The sequence below is a fragment of the Streptomyces sp. NPDC048288 genome, from assembly GCF_043201555.1.
Classification (GTDB): Bacteria; Actinomycetota; Actinomycetes; order Streptomycetales; family Streptomycetaceae; genus Streptomyces.
In genome coordinates this window covers 134,940-151,288 of record NZ_JBICZD010000003.1, presented here as the reverse complement: position 1 = coordinate 151,288, position 16,349 = coordinate 134,940, and the positions used below count along the sequence as shown (strand labels likewise).

The following is a 16,349-nucleotide window of genomic DNA, read 5'->3' as shown; positions in this document are numbered from 1 at the left end:
GGGAGTTGAGCACATGAATCATGAAGCCCTGGCGCAGGAAATGCGCGGGCTGCGCGAACGGGTCACCGGAATCACCGACACGGCCCTGGCGGCCGCCGACGGAATGCTGATAGCCGCCGACACCGCCGATTCCATCGACCCGGAGGGCCTCGCCGCCCTCGCGGCCGCCGGCCTCGGCCTCGCGCGCCGCACCGCCGAGGCCACCGCGCGCGGTGTGCTGCGGCAGACGGTGACGTACGGCAGCCACGGCTGCGTGGCGTTCTACGCGGTGGGCGACACCGCCCTGATGGTCGTGCTCGGCGATGAGGGGATGGACCTGGAGCGCCTGCACCGGGCGACCCATCCGGCCCTCGACCGCATCGGCTCGATCCTCACCGCGAAGGCAGCAGGGGGAGTGTGAAGGGATGGCGACGAAGCGTATGGCCACGGGGTTCTCCGACCAGGTGATGAGCCTGGTCAAGTCACTGCGGAACGAGGCGCCGGAGTGCGTCGCGTCCGGGGTGGTCGACATGTCCACCGGGATGCTGCTCTCGTACGAGACGATCGACAACCATCCGCCCGAGGTCCTGGACCTGCTGGCGGGCGCCACCCTGGACCTGTTCCAGGGGCGCACGGTCGTGATGATCGAGGACGTCTTCAAGGAGCGCCGCGGCATCACCGCCGACAACCACTTCTTCCAGGAGATCCTGGTCAACAGCGACAACCTCACCCACCTGTTCATCCGCATGAACGAACAGCAGGACGTGGTGGCCGTGATCGTCTGCCGCAAGTCGGTGAACGTCGGCATGCTGCTCGCCCAGGCCCGGAGGGTGGTGCGGGAGCACAGCCTGTGACCGCACGGCACGTGGGCCCCTCCCGGCGGGGGAGGGGCCCACGTGCCGTGCGGCGGGGACCGGCCGGCGCTGCTCGGCGCTACTCGGTGCGCAGACCGTCCGGGCGCATCAGGCGCAGCAGCGCCGGCAGGCTGAGCAGGGTCACGGCGAGCACGATCGCCGCGCCGACGCCGGTCATCGCCAGCACGCTCGCCCAGTCCACCCGCAGCGGCACCGCCGTCATCTTCATCAGCACCCCGCCGAGCGTCAGCCCGACCGCCGTCGCGAGCAGCAGGCCCAGCGCGATCGGGATCGCCGCCTGCCACAGCACGGACAGCGTGAGGGTACGGCGCCGGGTGCCGAAGGCGATCAGCGCCGACAGCAGCCGCTTGCGCTCCCGCAACTGCTCCAGCTGGGAGACCAGCAGGCTCGCCCCGATGAGGGCCAGCACGGCGGCGGCGCCGACGAACAGGCCGGTGCGGATGGCGCCGTACTTCTCGTCCTGGGTGGTCGCCGTCCACGTCCAGGCGTAGGCGAGCGGGGCGATGCCCATGGCGACGGTGCGCACCTGCTCCTCCGCGTCCGGCACGGCCGGATCCAGTCGCAGGTACACGCTGCCGCGCAGGCTCGGCAGTGCCTTCGCGGGCAGTGCGGACGGGGTGGCCAGGATCCCGCTGAGGCCGGCGTTCAGCGAGTCCTTGCGGGTGGCGACCTTCGGGAGCTTCGCCGGCACGGTCCAGGCGGCCTCGGCGCCGGGGGTGTCGTCGGTGTAGGACGGGTCGACCACCACCGCGCGGCCCGGGGTGAGCAGCTTGCGCGCCGCCGGTTCGTCGGACCAGTCGGCGGACAGGAAGGCGTCCCCCTCGCGGCAGGAGGGCAGGTTCGCCACCTCGCGCAGGGCCGCGCAGTCACCGACGACGACCTGGATGGAGTTGTCCGGGTCGAGGCGCTTGTCGCCGTACTCGGTCTGGGACAGCGCCGCCGCCGACTTCACCCCCTTGGCCCGCTCCAGTCGGGCCCCCGCGGCGGCCACCTGGACGCCGACCGGCAGGTCCACCTCCATCTGGGCGCGGTTCGGGTCCTGCCCGGTGTCCTTGGTGTAGTCGGACTGGACGCCGGCGAACAGCATCTGGAGGGCGATCGCGCCGGCCACCGCGACCGCGACGCCGTTGACCATCCGGGCGGCCGTACCGCTGCTCAACTGGAGCCTGCGCACGGCCAGCTGCCAGGAGACGGCGCCGTCGCCGAGGCGGGCCACGGTGCGCTCCACCACCCAGGGCAGCAGCGCGGTGATGCCGACCAGCAGGGCCAGGACACCACCGATGACCAGGTACTGGTTGAAGTCCCCGTTGTCGCCGCCCTGCCCGATCATCGGGACGAGCATCGCGAGGCCGCCGACCGGCAGCAGCAGCCGCCACCACAGCCGGCGCCGGCTGGGCCGGGCCGTGCGGACCACGCCGAGCGGTTCGATGACGACCCGGCGCAGCGCGAACAGGGTGACCAGGACCGCGGCCGTGGGCACCGCGAGGGCGACGAGGACGGCCAGGACGGGCGTCGGGTTGAGGTAGTCCGGGTAGACGCTGACGTCGAACAGCTCGATCGTGGCCGCCGCCTGAGTGCCCACCAGGAAGAACCCGGTGCCGAGCACCAGGCCGAGCACGGAGCCCGCCAGCGCCTCCCCGGCGGCGATCCGGCGGACCATCCGGCCGTCGCAGCCCACCAGCCGCAGTGCCGCGAGCCGCTGGTCGCGCCGCTCACCGCCGAACCGTACGGCGGTGGCGATGAAGATGCCGACCGGGGCCAGCAGCACCACGAAGACCAGCAGCACGAGCAGCAGCAGGATCGGGTCGAGCCCTTCGGACGACTGGCCGGGGGCGTCGTTCCCGAACTGCTTGATGCGGCCCACCTCAGGGTTGTGCCCGATCTGCCGGTCCAGCCCCTTCGCGCCCATGTAGTAGGCGAGTTCGGTCGGTCCGATCAGCCCCCGCTGCCCGATCGTGCCGACCACCTTCGCGGGCAGCCGCTCGCGCAGCAGCCCGTTGCCGGGCGCCTTGAGCAGCTTGTCCAGGGCGGGGGAGACGTACATCTCGCCGACCGCCGGGACCCGGTCGATGCCCACCGGCACCGGCGCGTGCGGCCCGTCCGGGGCGACCAGCCGGGCCCGGATGTCCGCGCCGTACCAGGAGGTGTTCACATGGGCGACGACGATCGTGTCGTCCGCCGCCGGGATCTTCGCCGGGGTGATCGAGAAGTCCCGCCGCACGTCGTCCTTCGCGTGCCGGGCGTCCAGGATGTCGGGCACCGCCGCGGTCAGCAGCAGCAGTGCCACCCCGAGGCCCACCCCGACCGCGGTGAGCACCGCCCGGATCCAGCCCTCGCGCCCGCCGGTGAAGGCGAACCGCGCCCCCATGGCCAGATCCCCGGCCCAGCGCCGCCCCCCGCTCATACGGTCCGCTCCATGTCCCGGGACTTCCCGTCCCGTACGACGATCTCGCGGTCGGAGTAGGCGGCCACCCGTGCCTCGTGCGTGACGAGCACGACGGCCGCGTTGGTGGAGCGGGCGGCGTCGGTGAGCAGCTCCATCACGCGCTCGCCGTTGAGGGAGTCCAGCGCGCCGGTCGGCTCGTCCGCGAACAGCACCCGCGGCGAGGTCACCAACGACCGTGCCACCGCGACGCGTTGCCCCTGGCCGCCGGAGACCTCGCCGGGCCGCTTCTTCGCGAGGTCGTCGACCTCCAGCCGCCGCATCCAGCCCAGCGCGCTCTTCTCGGCCTCCTTGCGGGAGGTGCCGTTCAGCCGCAGCGGCAGCGCCACGTTCTCCACGCAGGTCAGTTCCGGCACCAGCTGCCCGAACTGGAAGACGAACCCGAACTCGGAGCGTCTGAGCGCGCTGCGCTCGGCGTCGTTCATGGTCGCCATCTCCCGCCCGGCGTACATGATCGACCCGGCGTCGGGCGGCACGATCCCGGCGAGGCAGTGCAGCAGGGTCGACTTCCCGGACCCGGACGGGCCCATCACGGCGACGACCTCGCCGGGATGTATGGAGAACGCGGCACCGTCCAGGGCGACGGTGGGGCCGTAGGCCTTGCGCAGGCCCTCGGCGGTCAGCAGCGAACCGGCGGGGGCGTTCACCTGGCCACCTCCGCGCGGAGCTTGTCGAGCCGGGCCGCGGTCAGCTCCAGCCACCGCAGGTCCGCCTCCAGGTGGAACAGCGCGTGGTCGCAGACGAGCTGGTCCGCGAGATCGCCGTGACGCTTGCGGTCGGTGAGGATCCGCATGCTGCGCAGGTGCTCGGAGCGCTGGCTGTCGAGGATGTCGCCGGCGTTCCGGTGGGTCAGCAGCGCGAGCACGACCTTGGTGTACAGGGTCGACTGGAGGTACTCCTCCGGCTTCTCCGGAGTCGCCAGCCACGTCTCGACGTCGGTGACGCCGGCGTCGGTGATGGCGTACCGCTTGCGCTCGGGCCCGCCGCCCGCCTCGATGCCGTCGACTTCCACGAGCCCGTTCTTCAGCAGCCGGGACATCGTCGAATAGACCTGGCCGTAGTGGAGCGGCCGGTCGTGACCGAACTTCTCGTCGAAGGCCCGCTTCAGGTCGTAACCGTGGCGCGGGCCGGACTCCAGGAGCCCCAGGAGGGTGTGACCGATGGACATGCCAGCACTCTACACACGGTGTATACGCGGTATGTATACGCGCCGTGTGTAGATCATGGCCGGGTGTGTGTCCCCGCAGGTGGGGCCCGATTGTCACGGTTCCGCGACAGCGGAGGGCCGCGTGATGTCACAGGGGCGGGGGTCTGCCTCGTCATCTCCTTCGTGAGTCGGTTTCCCGGATCCGGAAGGTGATGACCGTGCGGGTGTTCGTGGCAGGTGGCAGCGGGGTTCTGGGACGGCGGCTGGTGCCCCGGTTGGTGGCGCGGGGGCACCGGGTGACGGCCACGACGACCGGCGCGGCCAAGCTGGGGCTGCTGAGGGAACTGGGCGCGGAGGGGGTCGTCATGGACGGCCTGGACGCGCTGTCGGTCGGGGCGGCGGTGGCCGAGGCCCGCCCGGACGTGATCGTGCACCAGCTGACCGCGATCTCCGCGGCGCACGCCGGCAAGCCCGACATCAAGCACCCCGACCGCTGGTTCGCCCTCACCAACCGGCTGCGCACCGAGGGCACCGACCATCTGCTGGCCGCCGCCGAGGCGACCGGCGTCCCCCATGTCGTCGCCCAGAGCCACGCCAGCTGGAACGGCATCCGCGAGGGCGGCTGGGTGAAGACGGAGGAGGACCCGCTGGACCTGATGGAGGGAACGCCCGCGCACGGCGGCATGCTGGCCCTGCGTCACCTGGAGGAGGCGGTGCTGCGGGCCGGCGGCGCGGCCCTGCGCTACGGCGCCTTCTACGGCCCGGACGCCATCGACGACCAGGTGACCCTGGTCCGCAGGCGCCAGTACCCGCTGGTCGGCCGCGCCACCGGACACAGCAGCTGGATCCACCTCGACGACGCGGCCGACGCCACCGTGCTGGCCGTCGAACAGAAGGCGCGGGGCCTGTTCAACATCGTCGACGACGAACCGGCGCCGGCCGCCGACTGGCTGCCGTATCTCGCCGAGTGCGCCGGGGCGAAGCGGCCCTACCGGGTGCCGGTCTGGCTGGCCCGGCTGCTGGCCGGCGAACAGGCGGTGGTGATCATGACCCAGGGGCGCGGTTTCTCCAACGCCAAGGCCCGGCGGGAGCTCGGCTGGGAGCCGCGGTACCCGTCCTGGCGGCAGGGGTTCAAGGAGGAGCTGGCGTGAGCCCGGAGGAGGAGTTCGAGGAACTGCGCCCGCTGCTGTTCGCGATCTCGTACCGCATCCTCGGCAGCGTCGGCGAGGCCGAGGACGCCGTCCAGGACACCTGGCTGCGCTGGACGGCCGCCGCGACCCGGCCCGCCTCGACCCGGGCCTACCTCTCCGCCGTGGTCACCCGCGTCTCGATCGACGTCCTGCGCTCGGCCCGGGTACGGCGCGAGGAGTACGTCGGCACGTGGTTCCCCGAGCCGCTGCTGACCGACCCCTACCAGGACCCGGAGCGCTCCGCCCAGCTGGCCGACTCCGTCTCGATGGCGGCCCTGCTCCTCCTGGAACGGCTCTCCCCGCTGGAGCGGGCGGTCTTCGTCCTGCGCGAGGTGTTCGGCTTCTCCTTCGCCGAGGTCGCCACGGCCGTGGAGCGCACGGAGGCGGCCTGCCGGCAGCTCGCCGTCCGCGCCCGCCGCCACATGGAGGCCGGGCGCCCCCGCTTCGAGGCCGACCGCGAGGAGCGCGAGGAACTCGCCGGACGCTTCTTCGACGCGTTCCGCGAAGGAGACGTGGACGGCCTGCGGGCGCTGCTGGCGGCCGACGTCCGGGTGACCGGCGACGCGGGCGGCAAGGCGCCGCTGTGGGGCGAGGCCCCGCTCGTCGGCGCGGCCCGGGTGGCCGAGGTGCTGGAGGTGCTCCTGCGCCGGTTCCGCGCGGCGGGCGCCGTACTGGAGCCGCACGAGGTGAACGGGCGGCCGGGCGCGGTCCTCCGCGACCGCGCGGACCGGGTCGTCAGCGTCATGGCCCTCGATATCGCCGGCGGCCGCGTCCAGGCCGTCCGCTCGGTCCTCAACCCGGACAAGCTGGGGCATGTGGGGCCGGTGGGGGATGCCTGGGCGCTGTCCAGGGAGGCGGGACCGGACTGACGGGGTGTCCCGAGGCAACCCTCCGCCTTCTCTGCTCGTCGGTTCCGTTGGACGGGGTGCTGATTGTCACGTCCGTAAAGGGACGGATCGTGCGCTCTTTGTCATAGACAGCGGTGTTAGTTTGCTGGACTGACCTGAGCCACGTACTTGTGTGACACCCGTACACACGTGTGACAGCCGAGACGAAGCGGAGCAGACGGACTCATGGGACGAGCGGAAGAGAGAAAAGCGCGACAGCGTGGCGGCCGCCGCGCCGCGCCGCCCCGGGGCCGCCCGTCGCAGCAGCCCGAGCCCGAGACGCCGGCGACGGCGGGCACCACCACCACGGTGGTCGAGTCGCCGGAGGCCGAGGGCGGCACCCGCGCGGAGCGCCGCCGGGCCGCCGCGAAGAAGCCCGGCAAGGACGGGAAGGGCGCCAAGCTCGGCAAGGACGGCAAGCCCGTCCGGGGCCGGATACGCCGGCTGTTCACCTGGAAGAAGATGCTCGGCGCGTTCTTCGCCTGCTGTCTGCTCGGCATCGGCGCGTTCATCCTGCTGTACGTCATGGTGGGCGTCCCCGAGGGCAACGCGCTCGCCCAGACCCAGAGCAACGTCTACAAGTACAGCGACGGCTCGGTCCTCGCCCGCAAGGGCACCGTCAACCGCGAGATCGTGGACCTCTCCAAGGTCCCGAAGGAGGTCCAGCACACCTTCGTCGCGGCGGAGAACAAGACCTTCTACAACGACAACGGCATCGACCTGAAGGGCATGGCCCGCGGCCTCTACAACACCGTGCGGGGCCGCGGCACCCAGGGCGGTTCGACGATCACCCAGCAGTACGTCAAGAACTACTACCTCGACCAGGACCAGACCGTCACGCGCAAGCTGAAGGAACTGGTCATCTCGTTGAAGGTGGACCGCGAGAAGTCCAAGGACGACATCCTCGCCGGCTACATCAACACCAGCTACTACGGCCGGGGCGCCTACGGCATCCAGGCCGCCGCCCAGGCCTACTACCGCGTCGACGCCCAGGACCTCAACGTCCAGCAGGGCGCCTATCTGGCCGCGCTGCTGCAGGCGCCGAGCCAGTACGACTGGGCGGTGGCCGGGCCCATCGGCAAGAAGCTGGTGCAGCAGCGCTGGAACTACGTCCTGGACAACATGGTCGGCCAGGGCTGGCTCGACAAGTCCAAGCGGGACGGCATGAAGTTCCCGATCCCCAAGGCCCCGAAGGCCGCCTCCGGTCTGGAGGGCCAGAAGGGCTACCTGGTCGAACTGGCCAACACGCAGCTGGAGAACCAGCTGATGAAGACCCAGAACATCACCAGGTCCGAGGCGGAGGCCCTGGTCGTCGACCAGGGCTGGACGATCACCCTGAACATCGACCCGAAGAGGCAGACCAAGCTGGAGGCGGCCGTCAAGAGCCAGCTCACCAGCAAGCTCGACGGCAAGAAGCGCAAGGTCGACAAGAACGTCCAGGCCGGTGCCGTCTCCGTCGACCCCAAGACCGGCAAGATCGTCGCCCTGTACGGCGGTGTCGACTACTACAAGCACTACACGAACAACGCGACCCGCGCCGACTACCAGCCGGCCTCCACCTTCAAGCCGATCATCCTCGCCGCCGCGGTCGACCAGAACGCCGAGACGCAGAACGGCAAGGCGATCAACGCCAACACGATCTACGACGGCACCAGCGGCCGCGCGGTCAAGGGCAGCGACATCGCCTTCGCACCGCCGAACGAGGACGACGCCGACTACGGCAACATCACCGTGCAGACGGCGATGAACAAGTCCGTCAACTCGGTGTTCGCGCAGATGGGCGTGGACGTCGGCATGAAGAACGTGCTGAAGACCGCCGACGACCTCGGCCTGGACACCACCGACCTCCAGGCGGTGCCCGCGATGACCCTGGGCACCATGGGCGCCAGCCCGCTGGAGATGGCCGGGGTGTACGCCACCCTCGACAACCACGGGGCGAAGGTGACCCCGTCGATCCTCGCGTCGGCGGAGAAGACCGGCAAGAAGGTCGACCTGCCGAGCCCGATCGGCGGCCAGGTCATCAGCCGCACCACGGCCGACCAGGTGACCTCGGTGCTCACCGGTGTGGTCGACGACGGTACGGCCAAGGTCTCGGTGGCCCAGAACCCGCTGCGCAAGGGCCAGCAGGTGGCCGGCAAGACGGGTACCTCCGACTACAACAGGTCGGCCTGGTTCACCGGTTACACGCCGGACCTGGTCACCTCGGTCGGGCTGTTCGGCGAGGACGCCAAGACCCACAACCAGGTCACGCTGACCGGCGCCACGGGTCTGATCCCCGGCACCGGCCGGATCAACGGTGGCGGTTACCCGGCACAGATCTGGGCGGCGTACACCTTCGGCGTCACGAAGAAGCAGAAGTTCGACCTCAACACCACGCTGGGCGCGGCGGTCAAGCCGACGGCGACCCCGACGTACAGCTCGACTCCGTCGGAAACCGCGTCCGAATCTCCCAGCCAGACCCCGACCAAGTCCGCGACCCCGTCCCAGACCCCGACGTCGCAGGCCCCGTCCCAGACCCCCACCAATTCCGCGACCCCGACGACCACCGCCCCCTCCACCCCGGAGGAGACCCCGACGGGCGGCATCACGGACAACCCGCTGGACCCGGCGGCGGCGGACGGCCAATAACGAACGACCGGCACCCGATGTCCCCAGAGGGGGGCATCGGGTGCTTCGTCGGGCCCGACGACCTCAAGCCCCCCTGCGGCGCTACCTGTTCAGCTCGAACCAGACGACCTTCCCGGTGCTGAGCCGGGTCGCTCCCCACCGTCTGGCCAGTCGGTTGACGAGGTACAGGCCCCGGCCGCCCTCGTCCGTCGCCCGCGCCTGCCGCAGCCGCGGCAGCTGGGGCACGTCGTCGCCCACCTCGCACCGCAGCACATCGGTCCGCAGCAACCGCAGCGTCACCGGCCGCGAGGCATACCGCACCGCGTTGGTGACGACCTCACTGACCAGCAGCTCGACGGAGTCGGAGAGTTCCTCCAGCCCCCAGCGGGCCAGCGCCCGCCGCGCGAGCCGCCGGGCCCGCCCCGGCGCCGCGTCCTCCGGCTCCAGGAACCAGTACGCGACGTCGCTCGGCGCGATCCCGTCGAACCGGGCCGCGAGCAGCGCGATGTCGTCGTCGCGGTCACCCGGCCCGAGCATGTCGAGCACCTCGTCGCACAAGGCTTCCAGCGGCGGCGGATGATCCGGCCCGGTCAGCTGGGCCGTCGCGGCGAGCTTCTCCCGCAGCTGCTCTATGCCGGTCCACACGTCCCGCAGCCGGGACTCCACCAGACCGTCGGTGTACAGCAGCAGCGTCGCCCCGGCCGGCGCGTCCAGCTCCACCGCCTCGAAGTCGACCCCGCCGACCCCGATCGGCGCCCCGGCCGGCACCCGCAGCACCTCGGCCCGCCCGCCCAGATGCAGCAGCACCGGCGGCGGATGCCCGGCGTTGGCGATGGTGATGCGGTGCGACACCGGGTCGTAGACGGCGTACAGGCAGGTCGCCATCCGGTCGGAACCGAGCCGCTGGGCCTGCTCGTCGAGGTGGTGCAGCACCTCCTGCGGCGGCAGGTCGAGCCCGGCCAGCGTCTGGGCCGTCGTCCGCAGCTGCCCCATGATGGCCGCCGACGTCATCGAGTGGCCCATCACATCGCCCACGACCAGCGCCACCCGGCTGCCCGGCAGCGGGATCGCGTCGTACCAGTCGCCGCCGACCCGCGCGGTCTCCGCGGCCGGCAGATAGCGCGAGGCCAGCCGCACGCCCGTGGCGCTCGGCAGGTTCTCCGGCAGCATGGTGCGCTGCAGCTCGTCGGCGATGTAGGCCTCCCGGCCGTACAGCACCGCCTTGTCGATGCCCAGCGCGCTGTGCGTGGCCAGCTGGGCGGCGACCAGCAGGTCGTCCGTCTCGAACGCGAGCCGCTCCGGGCGGCGCAGGAACAGCGCCGCGCCGATCACCCGGCGGCGGCCGCGCAGCGGGGCGAGGATCGCGTGCTGGGCGCCCGGTACGAGCGCCTCGTTGCCCTCGCCGAGAAGTTCGGGCAGGGCCGCGCGGGCCGCGGGGGAGTCGGCGAAGACCGGCCGTACGCCCCGCAGCACCTCGTTCAGCGCGCCGCCCGGCCGTACCTCGCACAGCTCGGCGGTGAGCGCGGCCAGGCCGATGTCGGCCGGGTCCGGCTCCGGCACCGGCAGCTGCGGGAAGCCGCCCTCGGTGTCCCGCTCCTCCGGGATCCGGTCGGTGCGGCGCAGCCGCAGCACCACCGGGCCGACCGGCCGCTCGTCGCCGACCGGCAGCGGGTCGCGCAGATAGACCAGGATCGCGTCCGAGAAGGTCGGCACGGTCGCCCGGCACAGCCCCATCACGATCTCGTCGAGATCGATGCCCCGGGCGATCCGCCGGGTCGCGGCGCCCACGAACCGCAGCCGGTCGCCGTCCCGCCGCATCGGCATCGGCCGGCCGGGCGGCAGCCCGCGTCCGCTGCGGCGCTCCTGGGGGCCCACCGCCCGCTCCGGCTCGGCGCCGGGCTGCGGGGGGATGCCCTCCGGGGTGGGGCGCGGCCGGTGTGGGTCGGGCTCAGCGCTGGTGGGCTGGGCGTGCTCGGGGCCGTTGACGGAGTGCTCCTTGGACGTACTGGTACCGGGACCGGAGGGCGTCTCGCCCGCGCGGGCCTGCGCCGGTAAGGCGGCGGCGCCGAGCGGCGGGGACTGCGCCTGGGTCTGTCCCTGTGGTGGTGGCTGCGAGGAACGCAGGAGCGCCCCGCGGGTCTGAGCGGGGTCGGCGCCCGGCTGTGGGCGCTCGTAGGAGGTGGGGTGCTCCGTCACGCGAGTCGAATCCGTCCGTCCGGGGCTGCGCGCCGCGCGCGCAGATGGTCCCGCCGAAGTCCCGATACCCGGATTAGGTGCCCCAGGAACGGAATTCCGGCGTGGCTGGAGGCTGTTCCTGTGCCACCGGCGAACGATCTGCGGCCCGCGCGCCGTTCGCCCGTGCTGCCCTCGTACCCCTCGCTCACGTCCTGCCGCCCCTCGGTGACGTACGGTCAAGCCCGGCGCATGATCCGGGAGTTGTGATCGCGCTTCCTTGCGGAGGACGATCCTACGGTTGTGGACCGGGGGCGCATCAAGGGTCTCATGAGGACACGTGCGCGGGCGTACGGTCCCAGTCCTCCGGCAGTGACGGTACCGCCCAGGACGGGTCCGGGCGCCAGTGCTGCCAGCCGTCCGAGAAAGGCGGCTCCCAGGCCCGTACGGCGGAGACCGCGGCCAGGCCCGCCGCCCTTACCGTATCGGCCGTCTGAGCGTCCATCAGGCCGTCCCGCTGGGCCTGCGCGAACTCGTCCTCGTCGAGCCAGCGCCAACTGCGGTCCGGGTGCACGGAGATGTCCAGGAAGTGATCCTCCGAGTCCACTCCGCCGCCCCAACGGACCAGCGGCTGCTCAAGATTGACGTACCAGTTCTTGAACCGCCAGCCCGGCTCCCAGAACAGCCACACCGACCAGGGCTGACCGGGCCGGGCCAGCTTCAGCACGCCCGTGCCGTGCCAGTGGCCGCGGGTGACGGACCGGGGCTTGGTGTAGCGGGACTCCAGCGGCTCCTCACCGACCGACGAGCCGTCGGCGAGCACGGGCCGGACGCACTCGGTGCCGGGGGCCAGCCAGACGGCGAGCAGCTCCTCGTCGTCCCGGACGACGGTGACGGGGCGCGCGATGTGGAAGCCGGGCCCGGCGTTCTCCCGGTACCGCCACAGGATCCGGCTGCCGGGTGTCCAGAAACCGGTCCCGTCCCCGGTCGCACCGCCCGTTTCCCCGCGCGTCACGCGTCTCACCGCTCCACCGTCTGCCATGCACAGATATTAGGTGCCACAGGCATACGACGCTGCGGCGGACGTCACGGTTCTGGCCGGGCGGCGCGAAACGTTCGTACCCGGTTACGGCCGCGTCATCCGCAGGACATCCAGCGCCTCGTCCAGCTGCCGAACGGTCAGGTCGCCCCGCTCGACGTACCCGCCGTCGAGGACGACCTCGCGGATCGTCCTACGTTCCGCCAGCGCCTTCTTGGCCACCTTGGCGGCCTCCTCGTACCCGATGTACTTGTTGAGCGGCGTGACCACGGACGGCGAGGACTCGGCGTACTCCCGGGCCCGCTCCCGGTTCGCGGTGATCCCGTCCACGGTCCGGTCGGCGAGCAGCCGCGAGACGTTGGCGAGCAGCCGGACGGACTCCAGCACGTTCTTGCCGATGACCGGAAGCATCACGTTGAGCTCGAAGTTGCCGGCCGCCCCGGCCACCGCGATGGTCTGGTCGTTCCCGATCACCTGCGCGGCCACCATCAACACCGCCTCGGGAACGACCGGGTTGACCTTCCCCGGCATGATCGAGGACCCCGGCTGCAGGTCCGGCAGCGCGATCTCGGCGAGCCCGGTGCGCGGCCCCGAGGCCATCCAGCGCAGATCGTTGGCGATCTTCGTCAGGCCGACCGCGATCGTCCGCAGCTGCCCGCTGGTCTCCACGATCCCGTCCCGGGCGCCCTGCGCCTCGAAGTGGTCGCGGGCCTCGGTGAACGGCAGCCCGGTGGCCCGCGCGACCTCCTCGATCACGGCGGCGGAGAAGCCGGGCGGGGTGTTGATCCCGGTCCCGACGGCGGTGCCGCCCAGCGGCAGCTCGGCGAGCCGGGGCAGCGAGGCCCGCAGCCGCTCGACCCCGTACCGCACCTGCGCGGCGTACCCGCCGAACTCCTGTCCCAGGGTCACCGGCGTCGCGTCCATCAGATGGGTCCGCCCGGACTTCACCACGTCGGCGAACTCCTCGGACTTCCTGGTGAGCGCGTCGGCGAGGTGTTCGAGGGCCGGGATCAGGTCCCGGGTCACGGCGGCGGTGGCGGCGATGTGGATCGACGACGGGAACACGTCGTTGGACGACTGCGAGGCGTTGACGTGGTCGTTCGGGTGGACGTCCCGCCCGAGCCGCTCGGTCGCGAGCGTCGCCAGGACCTCGTTGGCGTTCATGTTCGAAGAGGTCCCGGAGCCCGTCTGGAAGACGTCCACGGGGAACTGGTCGTCCCAGCGCCCCTCGGCCACCTCGGCCGCCGCCTCCTCGATCGCCCGGGCCAGGTCCTTGTCGACCACCCCCAGCTCGGCGTTCACCTTGGCCGCCGCCCCCTTGATCCGGGCCAGCGCCTCGATGTGCGCGCGCTCGATCCGCTGCCCGGAGACGGGGAAGTTCTCGACGGCCCGCTGCGTCTGGGCCCGCCACTTGGCGTGGGCGGGGACCCGGACCTCGCCCATGGAGTCGTGTTCGATGCGGTAGTCGCTCATGTCCTTGTCAGCGATCGGGACGCGGCGGTTGTTCCGGACCGTGGGCCCATTGGCACCACCGGCGTCACCGGGTCGGGGGACCGCGCCCCCGCCCACCGGGCGGTACATCACAAACAAATGTGACTATCGGCCCAAAGGTGGCCCGGCGACTCCCGCCGCCACCACGGCTGGCAGGAGGACCGATCGATGCACTTCACTCCCAAGGGTCTGCTCGGCGCCATCGCGGCGGTGTCCATAGGCGCGGCGACCCTGCTGGGTGCGGGAGCCGGCACCGCCGGCGCCGCGGGCCGCACAGTCCACTGCGACCGCGCCGAACGCCCCGTCTGGAGCGGCGACCCCAGCCGCAACATGACCGGCCACGGCTGCAGCCTGCCCTCCGGCGAGCGCCGCTGGTACCGCGTCGACATCGACGACCTCGTCGAGGCCCACCACACGACGGACTACCTCGCCGGCCCGGTCGACCACACCGAAAAGCTCCACGACCGCACCATCCGCTGCATGGGCTACACCGCCGACGGCGACACGGTGAACTGGTTCGGCTGCATCCCCCACTGACGCGCGACCCCGCCCACGGCCCTGGCACCACCCAGCCCGTCCGGGGGTGCCCCCTCTGGGGGAGTTTGAGGACGGGGCCGTTCAGGCCGAAGCGGGGGGTGAGGGGGCGCGGCCCCCTGGGATGGGACGGGTAGGGGCGGCGGGGGCGAGATCCGCTCCCCGCCGCACCCGAGGTGCTACGCCAGCCCGGGACCCCGCACCGGAATCGTCGTGAACGTCGGCGCGGGCGCCGGGTCCTGGAAGAAGTCGTTCCCCTTGTCGTCGACGACGACGAACGCCGGGAAGTCCTCGACCTCGATCTTCCAGACCGCCTCCATCCCGAGCTCCTCGTACTCGACGACCTCGACCTTCTTGATGCAGTCCTGCGCGAGCCGCGCCGCCGGGCCGCCGATGGAACCGAGGTAGAAGCCGCCGTGCGCACCGCACGCGTCCGTGACCTGTTTGCTGCGGTTGCCCTTGGCGAGCATCACCTTGGAGCCGCCGGCGGCCTGGAACTGCTCGACGTAGGAGTCCATACGGCCGGCCGTGGTCGGGCCGAAGGAACCGGACGCGTAGCCCTCGGGCGTCTTGGCCGGACCGGCGTAGTACACCGGGTGGTCCTTCAGGTACTGCGGCATCTCCTCGCCCGCGTCCAGCCGCTCCTTGATCTTGGCGTGCGCGATGTCACGGGCCACGACCAGCGGACCGGTGAGCGAGAGCCGCGTCTTCACCGGGTACTTGGTCAGCTCGGCGAGGATGTCGTCCATCGGCTGGTTGAGGTCGATCCGCACCACGTCCTCGTCGGACAGGTGCTCGTCGGTGGTCTCGGGCAGGAACCGCGCCGGGTCCCGCTCCAGCTGCTCCAGGAAGACGCCCTCGGCGGTGATCTTCGCGACGGCCTGCCGGTCCGCGGAGCAGGAGACCGCGATGGCGACCGGGCAGGACGCGCCGTGCCGCGGCAGCCGCACCACACGCACGTCGTGGCAGAAGTACTTGCCGCCGAACTGCGCGCCGATCCCGATCCTCTGGGTCAGCTCGAAGACCTTCTGCTCCAGGTCCTTGTCCCGGAAGCCGTGCCCGAGCTCCGAGCCCTCGGCCGGGATCTCGTCCAGGTAGTGCGCGGAGGCGTACTTGGCGGTCTTCAGCGCGTACTCGGCGCTCGTACCGCCGACGACGATCGCGAGGTGGTACGGCGGGCAGGCCGCCGTGCCGAGCGAACGGATCTTCTCCTCCAGGAACTTCATCATGGAGGCCTCGTTGAGGACCGCCTTCGTCTCCTGGTAGAGGAAGGACTTGTTGGCGGAGCCGCCGCCCTTCGCCATGAAGAGGAACTTGTAGGCGCCGCCGTCGGTGGCGTACAGCTCGACCTGGGCGGGGAGGTTCGACCCGGTGTTCTTCTCCTCCCACATGGTGAGCGGAGCCATCTGCGAGTACCGCAGGTTGAGGTTCAGGTACGCGTCGTAGATGCCGCGGCTCAGCGCCGCCTCGTCGCCGCCCTCGGTCAGCACGTTCTGCCCGCGCTTGCCCATCACGATCGCCGTGCCGGTGTCCTGGCACATCGGCAGCACACCCGCCGCCGCGATGTTCGCGTTCTTCAGCAGGTCGAGCGCGACGAACTTGTCGTTGCCCGACGCCTCCGGGTCGTCGATGATCCGGCGCAGCTGGGCGAGGTGGGCGGGCCGCAGGTAGTGCTGGATGTCGTGGATCGCCTCCTCGGCGAGCTTGCGCAGCGCCTCCGGCTCCACCTTGAGGAACGTCCGCCCGTCCGGTCCCTCGACGGTGGACACACCCTCCGAGGTCACCAGCCGGTACGGGGTGGTGTCCTCGCCCTGGGGGAGCAGATCGGTATACGCGAACTCAGGCATCTCAGCCCATTCCTCACTCTGACGGACGGCCGCCCGCCGACGCTGGCGGGCGCTCACCAGCGTAGAACCTGCCGCCGACGGAGAGCCTGTGAGGTAAGGCTCAGTTCGAGGAACATGCGAAACGGCACGGGTTTTCCA

Annotated in this window: 13 protein-coding genes; 6 read left to right on the top strand and 7 right to left on the bottom strand. The window is 71.5% G+C overall.

The genetic code is table 11. From position 1 onward, the window contains the following. The first annotated feature begins 13 nt into the window (after positions 1–13). Positions 14–400, top strand: coding sequence for a roadblock/LC7 domain-containing protein (locus tag ACGFZS_RS11925; protein WP_393794975.1), 387 nt, complete (start codon positions 14–16; stop codon positions 398–400). 4 nt (positions 401–404) lie between these two features. Next, positions 405–833 (top strand): hypothetical protein, encoded by a 429-nt coding sequence (locus ACGFZS_RS11920; RefSeq protein WP_393662799.1) that lies wholly within the window; start codon positions 405–407, stop codon positions 831–833. 79 nt (positions 834–912) lie between these two features. Here ACGFZS_RS11920 and ACGFZS_RS11915 read toward each other — a convergent pair whose 3' ends face one another. Genes ACGFZS_RS11915 through ACGFZS_RS11905 form a run of 3 tightly spaced genes read right to left on the bottom strand, consistent with a single transcriptional unit; the run spans position 913 to position 4,465 of the window. Further along, positions 913–3,258, bottom strand: coding sequence for an FtsX-like permease family protein (locus ACGFZS_RS11915; RefSeq protein WP_393794974.1), 2,346 nt, complete (start codon positions 3,256–3,258; stop codon positions 913–915). Further along, positions 3,255–3,944 (bottom strand): ABC transporter ATP-binding protein, encoded by a 690-nt coding sequence (locus ACGFZS_RS11910; RefSeq protein ID WP_393794973.1) that lies wholly within the window; start codon positions 3,942–3,944, stop codon positions 3,255–3,257. Before ACGFZS_RS11910 ends, ACGFZS_RS11915 begins: the two co-directional genes overlap by 4 nt. Beyond that, positions 3,941–4,465, bottom strand: a complete 525-nt coding sequence (locus ACGFZS_RS11905) for a PadR family transcriptional regulator (protein WP_365686933.1) — start codon at positions 4,463–4,465, stop codon at positions 3,941–3,943. The genes ACGFZS_RS11910 and ACGFZS_RS11905 overlap by 4 nt, the downstream gene beginning before the upstream one ends. Positions 4,466–4,656: 191 nt before the next feature. Here ACGFZS_RS11905 and ACGFZS_RS11900 point away from each other — a divergent pair, with 191 nt between their 5' ends. The 3 genes from ACGFZS_RS11900 to ACGFZS_RS11890 all read left to right on the top strand — a co-directional run bounded on the left by ACGFZS_RS11900 (position 4,657) and on the right by ACGFZS_RS11890 (position 9,149). Continuing rightward, on the top strand, positions 4,657–5,595 hold the full coding sequence (locus ACGFZS_RS11900) for an NAD-dependent epimerase/dehydratase family protein (RefSeq protein ID WP_393794972.1): 939 nt from the start codon (positions 4,657–4,659) through the stop codon (positions 5,593–5,595). After that, on the top strand, positions 5,592–6,503 hold the full coding sequence (locus ACGFZS_RS11895; RefSeq protein WP_393794971.1) for an RNA polymerase sigma-70 factor: 912 nt from the start codon (positions 5,592–5,594) through the stop codon (positions 6,501–6,503). The genes ACGFZS_RS11900 and ACGFZS_RS11895 overlap by 4 nt, the downstream gene beginning before the upstream one ends. A gap of 204 nt (positions 6,504–6,707) precedes the next feature. After that, positions 6,708–9,149: a transglycosylase domain-containing protein gene (locus ACGFZS_RS11890; protein ID WP_393794970.1), complete on the top strand. Its 2,442-nt coding sequence runs from the start codon at positions 6,708–6,710 to the stop codon at positions 9,147–9,149. A gap of 81 nt (positions 9,150–9,230) precedes the next feature. On the opposite strand, the gene ACGFZS_RS11885 is transcribed toward ACGFZS_RS11890, so the two are convergent. The 3 genes from ACGFZS_RS11885 to ACGFZS_RS11875 form a co-directional block, all read right to left on the bottom strand. Next, entirely contained in the window at positions 9,231–11,324 is a 2,094-nt protein-coding gene (locus ACGFZS_RS11885; protein ID WP_393794969.1) for a SpoIIE family protein phosphatase, read from the bottom strand. Between the two features lie 304 nt (positions 11,325–11,628). Further along, positions 11,629–12,342, bottom strand: coding sequence for a DUF402 domain-containing protein (locus ACGFZS_RS11880; protein ID WP_393794968.1), 714 nt, complete (start codon positions 12,340–12,342; stop codon positions 11,629–11,631). Positions 12,343–12,426: 84 nt separating this feature from the next. Beyond that, the gene (locus tag ACGFZS_RS11875) at positions 12,427–13,812 is read right to left on the bottom strand and encodes a class II fumarate hydratase (RefSeq protein WP_393794967.1); all 1,386 of its coding nucleotides are present in this window, start codon (positions 13,810–13,812) and stop codon (positions 12,427–12,429) included. 186 nt (positions 13,813–13,998) lie between these two features. Here ACGFZS_RS11875 and ACGFZS_RS11870 point away from each other — a divergent pair, with 186 nt between their 5' ends. After that, positions 13,999–14,367 (top strand): hypothetical protein, encoded by a 369-nt coding sequence (locus ACGFZS_RS11870; RefSeq protein WP_359222897.1) that lies wholly within the window; start codon positions 13,999–14,001, stop codon positions 14,365–14,367. A 176-nt stretch (positions 14,368–14,543) separates the two neighbouring features. Here the strand turns inward: ACGFZS_RS11870 and ACGFZS_RS11865 are convergent, their stop codons facing one another. Beyond that, a complete protein-coding gene (locus ACGFZS_RS11865) occupies positions 14,544–16,211 on the bottom strand; it encodes a fumarate hydratase (protein WP_393794966.1) in 1,668 nt (555 codons plus the stop codon). Positions 16,212–16,349: the final 138 nt, after the last annotated feature.